This window comes from Microbacterium sp. HSID17254 (assembly GCF_003989315.1).
Taxonomy (GTDB): Bacteria; Actinomycetota; Actinomycetes; order Actinomycetales; family Microbacteriaceae; genus Microbacterium.
This window is the reverse complement of record NZ_RBLT01000001.1, coordinates 91,539-105,370: the sequence shown is the minus strand read 5'-3', so window position 1 is coordinate 105,370 and position 13,832 is coordinate 91,539. Positions and strand designations below refer to the sequence as shown.

Below are 13,832 nucleotides of genomic sequence, written 5' to 3'. Positions count from 1 at the left end.
GGGTAGGACGGTGAGCCCTCTCGGCAGCACCGGGTTGGGGCGGTCCCGTCGAGAGGGCATACCCCGCGGCTAGCCATCGTCCCGCTGAGCGTCAACCCCGGCGAGGGAGCGCACCGCTCGGGCTACGGTCGTTCGTCATGACGCCTCTCCCCTGTCTCGAACGCCGCCCCGGCGCACCTGCTGCCGGAGGCCGTCAGTCGTCGGCGGGCTCGTCGAGGCCGTCCTCATCCAGCGGCACTTCGATGCGCTGCTCCGCGGCGTCCGCCGGGTCCGCCTCGATGGGGTGCAGCTCCGGCGCCGCGGGGGTCGGCGCTTCCGGATCCTCGGGAACCTCCTCGGCAAGCCGCTCCTGCTCCTGCAGGTCGGCCTCGGGCTTCACATCGTCGATCGGATGGTCATTGAGCGACATGGCTCGTCCTCCTTCGGTGTGGATGCCTCCAGCCTGCCGAGGCCGCACGACAGCGGCAAGGGGCTTGACCCGACGGAGCCGGCCATGAAGAGGAAGAGCACGCAGGGCCGGGTACGCATCGGCGTCTCCGGGTGGCGGTACGCCCGGTGGCGCGGCGACTTCTACCCGCGCGGCCTCCCGCAGCGTCGAGAGCTGGAGCACATCGGATCGCAGTTCCCCACCGTCGAGCTCAACGGCTCGTTCTACTCCCTGCAGCGGCCCGAGAGCTACCGCCGGTGGGGCGCGAGCGTTCCCGACGACTTCGTGTTCGCGGTCAAGGGCTCACGCTACGTCAGCCACATGCTGCGACTGCGGAACGTCGAGCAGGCACTGGCGAACTTCTTCGCGTCGGGCGTCCTCGCCCTCGGTCCCCGCCTCGGCCCGATCCTGTGGCAGCTCCCCGAGCGCCAGCGCTTCGACCCGGAGCTCCTGGAGTCCTTCTTCGACGCGCTTCCCCGGACGACGGCCGACGCTCTCGCGCTCGCCCGGCGGCATGACGAGCGGCTGCAGGACCGGGCGTGGCTGGAGATCGATGCCGACCGCCCGCTCCGCTATGCCCTCGAACCGCGCTCCGATTCCTTCGCCGACCCCTCGAGCCTGAGGCTCCTGCAGCAGCACGGGGTTTCCCTCGTCATCGCCGACACCGCAGGCAAATGGCCGCGATTCGATGCCCTCACCGCGGACTTCGTCTACATCCGTCTCCACGGCGCGCAGATGCTCTATCACAGCGCCTACACCGAGACCGAGCTGCGGGAGTGGGCGGCGCTCATCCGCGGGTGGGCCGACGGGACCGGCGCCGACGACGGGAGACCACGCGACGTCTTCGTGTACTTCGACAACGACGCCCGCGGGCACGCGCCTCACGACGCCCTGGCGTTGAGCGCGCTCGTGGCGGACGCGCCTTCCTGACGCGGCGAGCGCGGCGGCTACCGGTCGCCGACGTGACCCGGAGCGGTGAGCGACAGCACCCGCTCGACGAACGCCGCGTACTCCTCCATGTAGTGCGCGAGGAACTTCTCGGTGTCGGCGTCGTGCACCTGACCGTCGGCGCCGAAGACCTCGGGCCGGAACGTGATGTACGCCTCCGGGGCGTTCAGCTGCGGCGCGTTGAGGAAGCTCAGCACGCTCCGCATCGACGACTGCATGACCGCGGTGCCGATGGCTCCCGTCGAGGCGCCGATGATGCCGGTGGGTTTGCGTGCGAACGAGTTGTGACCCCAGGGTCGCGAGCCCCAGTCGATGGCGTTCTTCAGTGCCCCGGGGATCGAGCGGTTGTACTCCGGCGAGACGAGCAGCAGACCGTCCGCCTCCTCGATCGCGCTCTTGAACGCGGTGACCGCAGCGACGGGTTCGAGCTCGTCGTCGCGGTTGTAGAGGGGGAGGTCGCGGATCGGGATCTCCACGAGTTCGAGGTCCGGCGGGGCGAGCCGAACGAGCGCCGTGGCCAGGACGCGATTGATCGAGTCCGATGCGAGGCTGCCGATGAGGTAGCCGATCCGATGGGTCATGGTGAGGTCCCCTCGTCTCCGTGCATCTCCAGGATATCGCCGGGGTGGGGGCTTGCCACAAGGCCCCCCTCGGGAGGCAGAATCGACGGCTCGCGTGCCCCCGCATGCCCTCGCGAAGGAGATGTCCCGTGCTCGACCCCTTTGATCTGTCCGACGACCACGCGGCGAAATCCGCAGACGACCTCGTCGCCGCCGACCGCGCCCACCTCCGGCGCCTCGGCGCCGCTCTGTCCCGGGAACAGGACGCCCTGACCGCTCGTCTCGCCCTCGTGCGCCGGCAGGCCGCCGACGCGGGCGTCACGGCGGTCGATCGCGACCTGGAGATCCGCCGCCTCAGCGCGACGCTGCGCCTGCGGGAGCGCTACGGCATCGACATGTGCCTGGGCCGGATGACCCCCGCGGCCGGACCGCCGGTGTACATCGGTCGCGCCGGGGTGTCCGATGCGGACGGCACCCGCCTGCTGGTCGACTGGCGGGCTCCGGCAGCGGAACCGTACTTCGCCGCGACCTGGGAAGACCCCCGGGGCCTCCTCTCCCGGCGACGGTACCGGTGGAACCGAGGCAGGATCACGGACTACTGGGACGAGGCGCTGTCGCCGGAGGGCCTCGACGGCGCCGCCTCCCTCGACGACCAGTCCGCTTTTCTCGCGAGCCTCGACGCACACCGGACCGGGCGCATGCGGGACGTGCTGGCGACGATCCAGGCGGATCAGGACGCCATCGTGCGCGCCCCTTCGCCCGGCGCTCTGGTCGTGGACGGCGGCCCCGGCACCGGGAAGACCGTCGTCGCGCTGCACCGGGCGGCGCACCTCCTGTATGCCGAGCCGCGGCTGACCACCGGCGCCGGGGGCATGCTGCTCGTGGGACCGAACCCGCAGTACCTCGGCTATGTCGAGGACGTGCTGCCGAGCCTCGGCGAGGACACGGTGCGGCTGTGCACTCTGCGTGATCTCACTCCCGAGGGGGCGGGCGCCATCCCGGAGGCGGACCCCCGCGTGGCTGAGGTCAAGCAGCGCCTCGACCCGGAGCAGGTGCTCGCCGCGGCGATCTCCGCCCTGACCCGGCCGCCGCTGCACGCGCTCCGCCTCGAGGCGCCGTGGGCCGATCTCTGGGTGAGCCGAGAGGACTGGGCCGATCTGTTCGCCCGTGCGGATCCCGCGTCGCCGCACAACGAGGCTCGTGACGAGGTGTGGGAGGAGGTGCTGGAGATGCTGGTGGACCAGGTTCGCGATCCCGAGGTCCCGGAGTCCTCCGTCCGTCGGTGGCTGCGGCAGGACGACGATCTCACGACGACGTTCGTACGCGCGTGGCCGCTGCTCTCTCCGGCGGCGGTGGTCGCCGCCCTGTGGGCGTCTCCGGCGCTGCTCGCCCGGTGCGCGCCGGATCTCCCGGCGGAGGAGCTCGCCTTGCTGCACCGCGCAGAGGGGGCGCCGTGGACGGACGCCGACCTTCCCCTGCTCGATGCCGCGCACCGTCGGCTGGGCGACCCGGAGGCCGTGCGGGAGCAGCACCGCCGGCAGGTCGCGGCCGCGGCGGCGCGGGAGCAGATGTCCGCCGTGGTCGACCACCTCGTCGAGAGCGATGACAGCGAGATGAAGGTGATGTCGATCCTGCGCGGTGCCGACGCGCGGACCGTGCTCGCCGGAGCGGACGTTCCTCCTCCGCTCCCCCCGGACGAGCTCGCCGGCCCGTTCGGGCACATCGTCGTGGATGAGGCACAGGAGCTCACCGACGCGCAGTGGCGCACCTTGATCGCACGGTGTCCGTCCCGCAGCTTCACGGTGGTGGGCGACAGAGCCCAAGCACGGAGGGCGTTCACGGAGTCGTGGAGTGAGCGTCTGGAACGCCTCGGCCTGCGGAACGTCCGGGTCTCCTCGCTCCGGGTGAACTACCGCACGCCCACGGAGGTGATGGCGGTCGCCGCACCGAGTATCCTCGAGGCCCTGCCCGATGCCAACGTCCCGGTGTCCGTGCGGGAGAGCGGCATTCCGGTCCGGCACGGGAACGCCGTCGAGCGTGACGAGGTGGTGGCGGAATGGCTCGCAGCGAACCCGGAGGGAGTCGCCGCCGTCATCGGCGACCCGGGGTTCGCTCCGCGGCCCCGGGTGCGCGCGCTGAGCCCGGAAGGGGCGAAGGGACTCGAGTTCGATCTCGTCGTCCTGGTGCGCCCGGAGGCGCTCGGCGAGGGCCGGACGGGAGCGGTCGACCGCTACGTCGCCATGACCCGCGCGACCCGAGAACTGGTCATCCTGCGGTGAGCACCCCCTGGTCCCGACGGACCGGGAGCTCTAGCCTGGGGCGATGACGAACGGCGAGGGGGCGGCACCGCATTGCCCTGAGGACGATGTCGTGATGCTCGCCATCCACGGCGGCTGGAGGTGTCCGGAATGCGGACACCTCCAGCAGCCGCAGGATGTCGAGGAGCCGGAGGCTCCGGACGAGTTCACGCCGCGGCGGTGACGATCAGGCGTCGTCGGGTGCGCCGCCGTCGGTGATCGTGCCCGTCGGCTCACTGTGCTCGATCTCATGGCGGGCACCGTGCTCCGCCGCGAGGGCTTCCCCCTCCTCGATCGCCTCGTCGCGGCTGGTGTAGCTGCGAGAGAGTTCGGGGGCGCCGTCCACCTCGTTGACCCATTGCCCGTTCTTCGACCGGGTGACGATCGTCGTGATGGCCATCAGACGTCCCCCGGCCCCAGGTCGCCCTGACCTTCTTCGCCGAGATCAGCGAGGACCGGGTCCTCCCCCTGGCTCTCGGGCTGCGGGGCGGAACCCGGCAGGTCCTCCGCCGGCACCTCATCGTCGGGGTCGGGGATCTCGTCGGGATCACGGCCGGTGGCGGTCGACGCCTCCAGATCCTCCGGTGCCGCACCGTCGTCGAGGGCTTCCGTGCGCTCCCATTCCGCCTGCGCGGGATCGTTGCTCGGGTCGGCCTCGGTGGTCGCGTCGCCGTCGCGCAGCGGCTGACCGCCGACGTCGTCGGGTGTCGATTCCATGTCTCCTCCTTCGATCGGGCTGCCCCCAGTCTCCCGGCTGGAATCAGAGTGGCCGAGGGGCTTGAGGAGACCTCGCCGAGCAGCTAGGTTCCGGAGCCGGATGGGACGGTCAGGAGCGGGTCAGGCGTAGCCGAGATCGGGAGCACCCACCCAGAAGAGGCCCTCCCTCGCGCCGGCCGGGAGCAGGCCTTCTATCCATTCGGCGACGACCACGAGGACGGCTTCCTCCAGGCGATCCCGCGTCCATCCGCGCGGGCGCGAGGGCACCGCGGGCTCCCAGCCGTCCGCGGTCCACTCCACACCGAACAGGTGGCGCTGGTCGTCGAACCGCCGGTCCAGGTCGAAGGCGTCGGCCCCGTCGAACCGCGCCCAGACGTCGAAGGGGCCCTCGCCGTCCTGGTCGACGAAGACGTCGATGAGGATCGCTTCCACACCGCTCTCCGCTTCGACGGCGGCCCGATGTAGGGCACCCAGCGCGGCGGCGACGCGCTCGCTCTCCCGGTCGAGCACGGTTCGCAGGGCGCGGGCGTAGGGCTCGGTGCCGTCCGCCTGCTCTGCTGTCTCCGGAGCGCTCATGGAAGGTGTCAGGCCTCGGAGTCGATGAGCTCGAGGAGCTTCCGCAGCTCGTCCCTGATCTCCGTGTGGTCATACTGCCCGGCGCGGCTCTCCCCCGAGATCACGCCGGAACGACGCACCTTCCGGAAGTCGCCGAACGGAAAGCTGTACGCCTTCTTCGTCTCGAGGTTCTCGCTCTTGTCGATGCCGAGATGCCAGTGGGCGAACTCCGTCCACCCGTGCTCGTCGATGAAGCGGTTCTCTTCTTCGGCGCTGGGCGCCGCCTCTGACCAGTCGTCGCGTTCGTCCCGCACGACCTTGCCGTCGCGGACGAGGGAACGCGCGAGCTTCAGCGCCGGTCGGTTCAGTTCGATAGCCATGACTCCGACGTTAGGACGCGAGGCTGTGGCGTCGCACCCCCTTGACCCGTTCCACCGCGGCGGACGGAAAGCGGCGGCCTCCGGCTCAATCGCCGATCTGCGTGCGCACCGTCCGTCCTGCGAGCACGGCGTACAGGCCGATCGAGACCAGGAGTCCGACCGGCACCGAGAGGTCGAGCCCGCCCAGCGCCGCGCCGAGCGGGCCGGTCCACACCGTCGTCGACAGGAACATCGCGGTGGCGAAGCCACCGGCGACCACGGAGACGAGACCCGGGATGCCGAAGCCGCCGGTGTACCAGAACCTGCCGCCGGGCCGCTCGTCGAACAGGTCGGTCCCGGAGTACCGGTTGCGGCGCAGGACGATGTCGGCGACGTAGACGCCCATCGTGGGCACGGAGATGATCAGCAGGAACTGCAGCATCAGGTTGACGGCGCTGATCAGGTCGGATGCCACGACGAGCACGATCGTGAACGCGCAGCCGAGCGCACCGATGAGGATCGCGGAGGGGATGCGGCGGATCGGCACGCCGATCGACTGCAGCGCCATGCTCGCCGTGTAGGTCGTCATGCCGTTGAGCGAGATGCAGTTCACCAGGACGCCGAGCACGAACAGCGGTGCGAGCCACACCGGCAGCTTCTCGAGCAGGGAGTACTCGATGCCGTTCGCGAGACTGTCCGGCCCGATGGAGCCGCCCAGCACGACGCCGAAGGCGGTGATGAGCACCGCGGGGAAGAGCTGCCCCAGCGCGGTCGCGCCGATGATGCCGGACGCTTTGGTGTCGCGTGGCAGATAACGGGCCATGTCGGCGCTGTTGCTGAACGACAGCGGCGACGATGCCATCAACGCGAACGCGATCGTGACGCTCACCCACAGCGGCAGCCCGCTGATCGGTTCGGGCTGCGCGAATCCCCCATCCAGCGCGGGGGCGATGAAGCCGATGACGAGTGCGAAGATCACGAACAGCCCGATCGAGATCGCCAGGTAGGCCTTCAGGATGAGGGCGTGACCGTACACGGCGACGACCACGGTGATCGTCGAGACCACGACCGCCACCAGGATCGATGCCGCGATCGGATCGGGGAAGCCCCACCGCACGAGCAGTTCGCCGCCGATGAATGACGCCGCCACCCAGTTCAGCGCGAGGAAGACGCCCGAGATGAACCAGCCGTAGAACGCGATGGACGATCTTGTTGCCGTGGATGCCGTAGATCGCTCGCTGGACCACCGAGCCGGAGGTGCCGGCTGCCGGTCCGGAGATGGCGACGATACCCGGCAACAGAGCGAGCGCGCTCGATGCCAGAATCACGAGCAGCGCCTGCCAGATCTCCAGGCCGAGCACGAGCGTCATCGAGGCGCCGACCGTGATGTTCAGCACGCTCACGCCCGGTGCGCTCCAGACGAAGAACAGATCGCGCGCTCTCCCGTGTCGTTGGGCGTCGGTGATGAGTTCGATGCCCCGCGTCTCGGGGGTGCTCGCGGAGTCGACGAAGTCGGATTCGGATCCGGGCGCGACGGCACCAGGAGCGGGGATGGCGGATGTGTCGGACATGACGGTCCTTCCAGGACGGGCACCCTCCTGCGTCACTGCAGGGGGCGTTCGGGATTCAGGAGCGGGAGCTCATGGCCGCCGGTAGGCGACCTCGCCGTGCACGAGGGTGAGCAGCACGGCACCGGTGAGCAGGTCGTCGGTCGGCGCGGACAGCGGGTCGATGTCCAGCACGGCGACGTTCGCGAAGAAACCGGGCGCGATCCGGCCGTAGGCGTCGTCGATCGCACCGACGTGGGCCGCGCCGGACGTCGCCGCAGCGAGTGCCTGCGCGGCGGTGAACGCACGCTCGGGGTGGTACGGCGGCAGCGCGCGGTCGATCGAGGATCGCCCGGACATCGCGATGAACAGGTTGTGCAGAGCCTCGTGGGGTGCGGTGGGGGCGTCGGTACCCAGCGCGATGGGAACATCGACGTCGCGGAACCAGTTCCACGGGAAGCCGTCCTCGGCGCGCTGATCTCCGAGCATCGCCATCCAGTTGTCCAGGATGGCGGGGTCGCAGTGCACCGGCTGCATGGATGCCGCGATGCCGTGCGCGCGCATCCGTGCGACTGTCTCGGGCGCGACCGACTCCAGGTGCTCGATGCGCGGGCGGCGGGCGGTGCCGGTGCCGTTCGCCCGCTCACAGGCCTCGACGAGGTCGACGGCCAGTGCGCTCGCCGCGTCTCCGATCGCGTGCATCGCGAGCTGCAGGCCGGCGCGGTCGGCGGCGATCGCGACCGGCGTCGCGGCCTCGCGGCTCCAGATCGGGTCGGCGTTCGAGCCGTCGGCGTACGGGCGCACCATCGCGGCGGTGCACGCGTCGATCACGCCGTCGAGGATGAACTTCACTCCGACGACCTTCAGCCATGGCGTGCCCGTGGCCTCGAGCTCGTCACGCAGCTGGACCGCACGCTCGACCTGGGCGAGATCGGATGCCGGGTCGCCGGTGGAGCTCAGCCACCAGTGCGCGGTGACCGGGAACGGCAGCCGACCGTCGCGGTCGAGCCGACGCCGCAGCGCCGCCATCGACTGCTCTGTCATCCCCATGTCGGCGGCACCGGTGACGCCGGCCGCCAGATACGCGGCGAAGGCGAGCTCCAGGTGGCCGTCGACCTCCTCCTCGGTCCGGATGCCGTCGAGATAGTCCGCGAGCAGATCCATGGCCGCGGTCTCGAGCAGGAACCCGGTCGCCTCTCCGTCGCCGTCCCGCACGACCTGGCCGCCGATCGGGTCGACGGTGTCGCGGTCGATTCCGGCAGCGCGCAGCGCGGCTGTGTTCACCCAGCTGCTGTGGAGGTCGTTCGCGTCGAGGAAGACCGGGATGTCGTCGATCACCTCGTCGATCATCGCCGCGGTCGGCTGGGTGACGCCGTCAGGCAGAGCGTCGAACAGCCAGCTGACGCCCTCGATGATCGTCGCGTCCGGGTTCATCGCCCGCGCCTCGAGCAGCCGCTGCTGGATCTGTGCCACCGAGGTGCAGTCGCGGAGTTGCACCTTGCCCTGCGCGTGGCCGAACATCGCCAGATGCGCGTGCGCCTCGATGACACCGGGCATCACGAAGGCCCCGTCAAGGTCCACGACCGCGGCACCCTCCCCTGCCGCGGAGCGGATCTCCGTCTCCGTGCCGACAGCGAGGATGCGATCGCCGCGCACGGCGAACGCGGACTGCACCGGAGCATCCGCGAGCCCGTCGAAGACGGTGGCGTTGCGATAGACGGTGGCGGTGTCGGTCATGGTGGTCCCTTCGATCGGGTCAGAGCGCGAGCGCCAGATGCGGGCGGGTGGCGGTTTCAGCCGGAGTGCCGTCGAGCACGTCGGCCCGACGACCGACGGGGTCGAGCACGACGGTGGCCAGGCTGGCCCACCGCTGTCCCATCGGAAGCGCGAGGTCGGGTACGCAGGTCACCGGAGGCTCGCCGTCGCCGGTCACGAGCATCGCGCGCAGCTGCTCGGCATCCGTCGGCGCGCCGACGGACAGCAGTCGGTCTCGCAGGAACTCCCATCGCAGACCGGAGTCGGGCTGGTACAGCCAGGTCTTCTCGTGCGCCGCCGGCGCTTCGGTGAGGAAGTGATTCGTGCGCAGCCAGGTGCCCTCGGTGATGGCAGGCGCGGAGAACACGCCTTCGGGACTGATGTCGAGCAGCACCGCGTCGCCCGCGGCGTCGAAGAGCGCGAACGAGCCCGAGCTCGTGACCGGCGCCTCGCGCACCAGCTCGACGGCGTGCGCGACACTGGAGGCCTCCTCGAGCACGAGAGCGGCGAGCACGTGCATCGGCATGCCCTCGGGCCGGTCGGACCGGTGCCCGAGGATGTTGAAGTGCAGCGCGACGGCGGCGCTGTTCAGGCCGATCTTGCCGAGGATGCCGCATTCGGTGAGCCCGGCGTAGTCGTGGACGCCGCCGCGCGAGATGATCGTGTGCCAGTACGGCGCGATCTCCATGTGCCAGTCCCACGTCTGCACGCCGAGGGTGCGCGCGCGGCCGTCCGCATCGCGCATCGAGCGCACGATGGTCGAGCACTCTCCCGGCGGTACGGCGACGCTGCGGGACAGGATCTCCGTGCGGCCGTTCAATGCGGCGACGCGCCAGATCTCGGCGTCCGCACCGGCGGCGATGCCCTCGATCTGCGCGCGCAGCGCCGGACGATGGGCGTCGACCGCGTCGAGCAGCCGTTCGGCGTCGTCGCGCACGGTCTTCTCGTCGACGGCGCCGAGGCGGAAGAGCCGATCATACGCGTCGATCGTGCCGGGCAGAGTCTCCCGCAGCTGCATGCCGCGCTCGACGCCGCGCTGGAGCGGATCCGAGGCATCGGCCGTGATCTGCAAGCGCCGCTCCGGGCGCGGAAAGGGCGACGTCACGAGAGTTCCTCTCCGGGAAGAGCGGGAGTGCGCGGCGGTGCCGTGCGGCGCTCGCCGGTCGCCTCGAACGCGGCGGCGAGGCGCAGCAGGGCGGTGTCGTCCCAGCCGCGGCCCGCGATGGTCAGCCCCACCGGCATCCCGATGTCTGCCGTCGTGCCCATCGGCACCGTGACGGTCGGGATGCCGAGGTGACGGATAGCGAGATTTCCGTTCGCGACCCACACCCCGTTGCGCCAACCGGCGTCGGCGGATGCCGGGTTCACGTCCATGTCGGCGGGGCCGATGTCGGCGACGGCGGGGAAGATCACGGCGTCGAGGCCGAGCGCGTCCATCCACTCCTCGAGGTCGACGCGACGGGTCTCCTCGAGCCCGCGCACACCCTCCTGGAGATGCGGGATGTCGGTGAATGAGGCGTACGGGCGCTCGCGGATGAAGGCCGGATACCCGGCGATCTCGTCATCGAAGCCGGTGTAGCGATCCGGGAGGGCGCCTCCCGGATGCGGGAAGATACTCGCGCCGTCGACGAGTTCGAGCCGATCGAGCGCGGGGTCGCCGTTCGCGCGCAGGAAGTCGTCCCACGCCCAGGCAGAGAGATCCTCGATCTCGGAGCGCAGGAACCGCTCGGACACCAGTCCCCTGGTGCGCACGGTCGGCGCCCCGGCGCGGTCGCCCTCGTAGTTGGTGACGACCGGGAAGTCGACGTCGACCACGTGGGCGCCGGCGTCTTCGAGGTCTCGGCGCGCCTGCTCCCAGAGGTCGATGACGGACGCCCTGGTCACGATGCGCTGCCCGGTGGCGCCTCCGATGGTGGTGCCGGTGCCGGCATCCGGATCGGCATTGACGTACATGCGCGGCACGCCGAAGCGCCGGCCTGCAAGAGCGGAACGAGGGTCGGCCGCGGCGAGGTCGCGGTACGACGCCGGACGCACCTCGGATGCCGCAGGAATACGCACCCACGGCTGGGCGCGCCAGAAGTCGCCGCGGACGTCGGCGTCGTCGGCGACGATCACGTCGAGCACCTCGAAGAGATCGGCCATCGTACGGGTATGCGGCACCACGACGTCCATCGTGGGCACGAGCGGCCAGTTGCCGCGCACCGAGATGACGCCGCGGCTGGGCGTGTATGCGCAGAGGGCGTTGTTCGACGCCGGTGCCCGACCGCTCGACCAGGTCTCCTCGCCGAGTCCGAAGGCCGCGAAGCTCGCGGCGGTCGCGGTGCCCGATCCGTTGGAGGAGCCGGATCCGAATGCACTGGTCAGCCAGTCGGCGCTGTACGGGCTCTCCGCCCGTCCGTACACACCGCGCTGCATCCCGCCGTTCGCCATCGGCGGCATGTTGGTCAGCCCGAGGCAGATCGCCCCGCCGGCCCTGAGCCGTTCGATCGTGAACGCGTCCCGCTGCGCGACCAGATCCGCGAACGCCGGGGATCCACATGCCGCGGTGAGCCCGGAAACGAGGTAGCTGTCCTTCGCCGTGTACGGGATGCCGTCCAGCGGGCCGAGCGAGTGCCGGGCCGCCCTGCGGGCATCGGACGCCGCGGCTTCGGCGAGGGCGTCGGGGTTGCGGACGACGACCGCGTTGAGTGCGGTCTCGGTGCCGGGTGCGTCGTACGCGTCGATGCGGGCGAGATAGGCCTGCACCAGCGCGACGCTCGTCGCTGCACCGGACTCGAGTGCTCGCCGCAGGTCCGCGATGGATGCGTCGACCACGTCGATCATGCGGGCGCCTCGCTCGTTGCCGGCTGCTGCTGGGTGATGCAGTGGATGCCGCCGCCGCGCGCGAAGATCGGGCGCGCGTCGACGGTCACGATCTGTCGCCCGGGGTACGCGGCTCCGAGGATGTCCCGCGCACGGGCATCAGCGGCGTCCTCACCGAACCCGCACGCGATCACGGCGTCGTTCACGATGAGGTGGTTGATGTAGCTCCAGTCCACGAAGCCGTCGTCGTCGCGGAGGGTCTCGGGGGCCGGGACGTCGATGATCTCGAGCGGGCGGCCCGCGGCATCCGTCTGGTCCTGCAGGAACGCCCTCAGCTCCCGCGTGACGACGTGGTCGGGGTGTCCCGCGTCGTCCTGGCGGTGCAGCAGCACCCGGCCCGGAGCGGCGAACGCGGCGACGATGTCGACGTGCCCATTGGTGCCGAACTCGTCGTAGTCGCGCGTGAGGCCTCGGGGCAGCCAGATGGCTCTGGTCGCGCCGATCGTGCGTGCGAGTTCGGCTTCGACGCGGCCTCTGTCGGCGTAGGGGTTGCGGTTCGGGTCGAGCTGCACCGTCTCGGTGAGCAGCACCGTGCCCTCGCCGTCGACGTGGATACCGCCGCCCTCGTTCACGAGCACCGAGCTGATGTGCTCCGCTCCCACGTGTGCGGCGACGATGCGTGCGATGTCGGCCGACACCTGCCACTCGGCCCATGCGGGCGCACCCCAGCCGTTGAAGATCCAGTCGACCGCGCCGAGGACGCCTGGCCGATCGTCGTCGAGGACGAAGGTCGGGCCGAAATCGCGCATCCAGAACTCGTCCAGCGGCGACTCGACGATCTCGACGGCCGAGCCGAGCATGTCCCGCGCCCGCGCCATCTCGGTCGGGTCCACGACCATCGTCACCGGTTCGAACTCGGCGATCGCCAGGGCGACGTCGGTCCACGCGCGGTACGCGGTGTCGCGCCAAGCAGCACCGTCGCCCAGGGTGACGCCCACGCGCGGAAACGCCATCCAGGTGCGTACGTGCCGATCGCCCTCGTGCGGCATCCGCCAGCCCATGTCATCTCCTTTGCCGACAACGGCTTGTTGGTCACGTGACCAATACAGGAATGTTCCTACACTGGAGGCACCATGTCAACATCCGATACGCGTCCACGAACCAGGAAGACGCCGGAGCAGCGCGCCGGCGAGATCTACGACGCCGCGATCGCGATCGCCGGGGAGAAGGGACTGTCCGCACTGACGCTGCGGGCAGTCGCCAGCAGGGCAGGGGTGGCGCCGGGGCTCGTCTCGCACTACGCATCGAGCATGGATGAGTTGGTCGCGCGCACCTTCCGCGAGCTCACGGCATCCGAACTGGACGACGTCCGCACCCAGGCCGAGACCGAGAGCGAGCCGGCGGCACGGGTGGCACGGATGATCTCCACGGTCCTCAGCAGCGATCACGACGACATCACGCTCGTGTGGGTGGACGCCTGGTCCCTCGGCCGCGGCAGTGCAGCGCTGTCGGCGGCCATCGACGAGCAGATGGGCGCCTGGCAGTCGTTCATCGCGCAGCTCATCGAGGAGGGCCGGAGCTCCGGCGTGTTCCGCACCGACGACACGGATGCCGTGGCCTGGCAGATCCTCGCCATGATCGACGGCATCGCAGCACATGCGCTGACCCGCCGCACCGACGCGGGGCTGTTCGCCGCCCGGTTGGCACAGGCCTGCGAGACGCTGGTCGGCGCGCCCCAGGGGACGATCGCGGAGCTTCTTCCGACGCGCTGACGGTCGCGGAGGCCCGCGGAGGGCGTGCCCTCTTCGTGCCCTCGGCGATCCCAGGAATGCAGAAGGGCCGGAACCTCGTGCGAGATTCCGGCC

At 70.5% G+C, this 13,832-nt stretch carries 15 protein-coding genes and 1 pseudogene; 4 read left to right on the top strand and 12 right to left on the bottom strand.

The genetic code is table 11. The features are described from left to right. Window positions 1–193 precede the first annotated feature (193 nt). Window positions 194–409: a hypothetical protein gene (locus tag D8M34_RS00500; protein WP_025105121.1), complete on the bottom strand. Its 216-nt coding sequence runs from the start codon at window positions 407–409 to the stop codon at window positions 194–196. 84 nt (window positions 410–493) lie between these two features. Between D8M34_RS00500 and D8M34_RS00495 the strand changes: the two genes are divergently transcribed. After that, a complete protein-coding gene (locus tag D8M34_RS00495) occupies window positions 494–1,357 on the top strand; it encodes a DUF72 domain-containing protein (protein ID WP_062764533.1) in 864 nt (287 codons plus the stop codon). Between the two features lie 17 nt (window positions 1,358–1,374). Here D8M34_RS00495 and D8M34_RS00490 read toward each other — a convergent pair whose 3' ends face one another. Further along, window positions 1,375–1,956, bottom strand: a complete 582-nt coding sequence (locus tag D8M34_RS00490; RefSeq protein WP_062764536.1) for an NADPH-dependent FMN reductase — start codon at window positions 1,954–1,956, stop codon at window positions 1,375–1,377. 128 nt (window positions 1,957–2,084) lie between these two features. Between D8M34_RS00490 and helR the strand changes: the two genes are divergently transcribed. Both helR and D8M34_RS18715 read left to right on the top strand, forming a co-directional pair. Beyond that, window positions 2,085–4,214, top strand: coding sequence for an RNA polymerase recycling motor ATPase HelR (gene helR / locus D8M34_RS00485; RefSeq protein ID WP_231729466.1), 2,130 nt, complete (start codon window positions 2,085–2,087; stop codon window positions 4,212–4,214). A 43-nt stretch (window positions 4,215–4,257) separates the two neighbouring features. After that, entirely contained in the window at window positions 4,258–4,416 is a 159-nt protein-coding gene (locus D8M34_RS18715) for a hypothetical protein (RefSeq protein ID WP_153244972.1), read from the top strand. A 3-nt stretch (window positions 4,417–4,419) separates the two neighbouring features. Here the strand turns inward: D8M34_RS18715 and D8M34_RS00480 are convergent, their stop codons facing one another. The 10 genes and pseudogenes from D8M34_RS00480 to D8M34_RS00440 form a co-directional block, all read right to left on the bottom strand. Next, complete coding sequence (locus D8M34_RS00480; RefSeq protein WP_062764542.1) at window positions 4,420–4,632, bottom strand: DUF2188 domain-containing protein; 213 nt, start codon at window positions 4,630–4,632, stop codon at window positions 4,420–4,422. Then, window positions 4,632–4,949 carry a hypothetical protein gene (locus tag D8M34_RS00475; RefSeq protein ID WP_062764545.1) on the bottom strand — a complete coding sequence of 106 codons (318 nt, stop codon included), beginning with the start codon at window positions 4,947–4,949 and terminating at the stop codon, window positions 4,632–4,634. Before D8M34_RS00475 ends, D8M34_RS00480 begins: the two co-directional genes overlap by 1 nt. A 120-nt stretch (window positions 4,950–5,069) precedes the next feature. Beyond that, a complete protein-coding gene (locus D8M34_RS00470) occupies window positions 5,070–5,525 on the bottom strand; it encodes a DUF6389 family protein (protein ID WP_202976244.1) in 456 nt (151 codons plus the stop codon). Window positions 5,526–5,533: 8 nt separating this feature from the next. After that, a complete protein-coding gene (locus tag D8M34_RS00465; RefSeq protein ID WP_062764551.1) occupies window positions 5,534–5,884 on the bottom strand; it encodes a hypothetical protein in 351 nt (116 codons plus the stop codon). Window positions 5,885–5,969: 85 nt separating this feature from the next. Beyond that, a complete protein-coding gene (locus tag D8M34_RS00460; RefSeq protein WP_274543238.1) occupies window positions 5,970–7,013 on the bottom strand; it encodes a cytosine permease in 1,044 nt (347 codons plus the stop codon). 118 nt (window positions 7,014–7,131) lie between these two features. Further along, window positions 7,132–7,434 (bottom strand): annotated as a pseudogene (locus tag D8M34_RS19720) (cytosine permease); the annotation flags it as partial. A gap of 69 nt (window positions 7,435–7,503) precedes the next feature. Then, window positions 7,504–9,147 (bottom strand): amidohydrolase, encoded by a 1,644-nt coding sequence (locus D8M34_RS00455; protein WP_126892913.1) that lies wholly within the window; start codon window positions 9,145–9,147, stop codon window positions 7,504–7,506. 19 nt (window positions 9,148–9,166) lie between these two features. Continuing rightward, window positions 9,167–10,270, bottom strand: coding sequence for a C45 family autoproteolytic acyltransferase/hydolase (locus tag D8M34_RS00450; RefSeq protein WP_202976243.1), 1,104 nt, complete (start codon window positions 10,268–10,270; stop codon window positions 9,167–9,169). Further along, the gene (locus tag D8M34_RS00445) at window positions 10,267–11,988 is read right to left on the bottom strand and encodes an amidase (protein WP_126892912.1); all 1,722 of its coding nucleotides are present in this window, start codon (window positions 11,986–11,988) and stop codon (window positions 10,267–10,269) included. The genes D8M34_RS00450 and D8M34_RS00445 overlap by 4 nt, the downstream gene beginning before the upstream one ends. Next, the gene (locus tag D8M34_RS00440) at window positions 11,985–13,028 is read right to left on the bottom strand and encodes an agmatine deiminase family protein (protein WP_126892911.1); all 1,044 of its coding nucleotides are present in this window, start codon (window positions 13,026–13,028) and stop codon (window positions 11,985–11,987) included. The genes D8M34_RS00445 and D8M34_RS00440 overlap by 4 nt, the downstream gene beginning before the upstream one ends. Before the next feature lie 72 nt (window positions 13,029–13,100). Between D8M34_RS00440 and D8M34_RS00435 the strand changes: the two genes are divergently transcribed. Further along, window positions 13,101–13,739: a TetR/AcrR family transcriptional regulator gene (locus D8M34_RS00435; protein WP_126892910.1), complete on the top strand. Its 639-nt coding sequence runs from the start codon at window positions 13,101–13,103 to the stop codon at window positions 13,737–13,739. Window positions 13,740–13,832 lie beyond the last annotated feature (93 nt).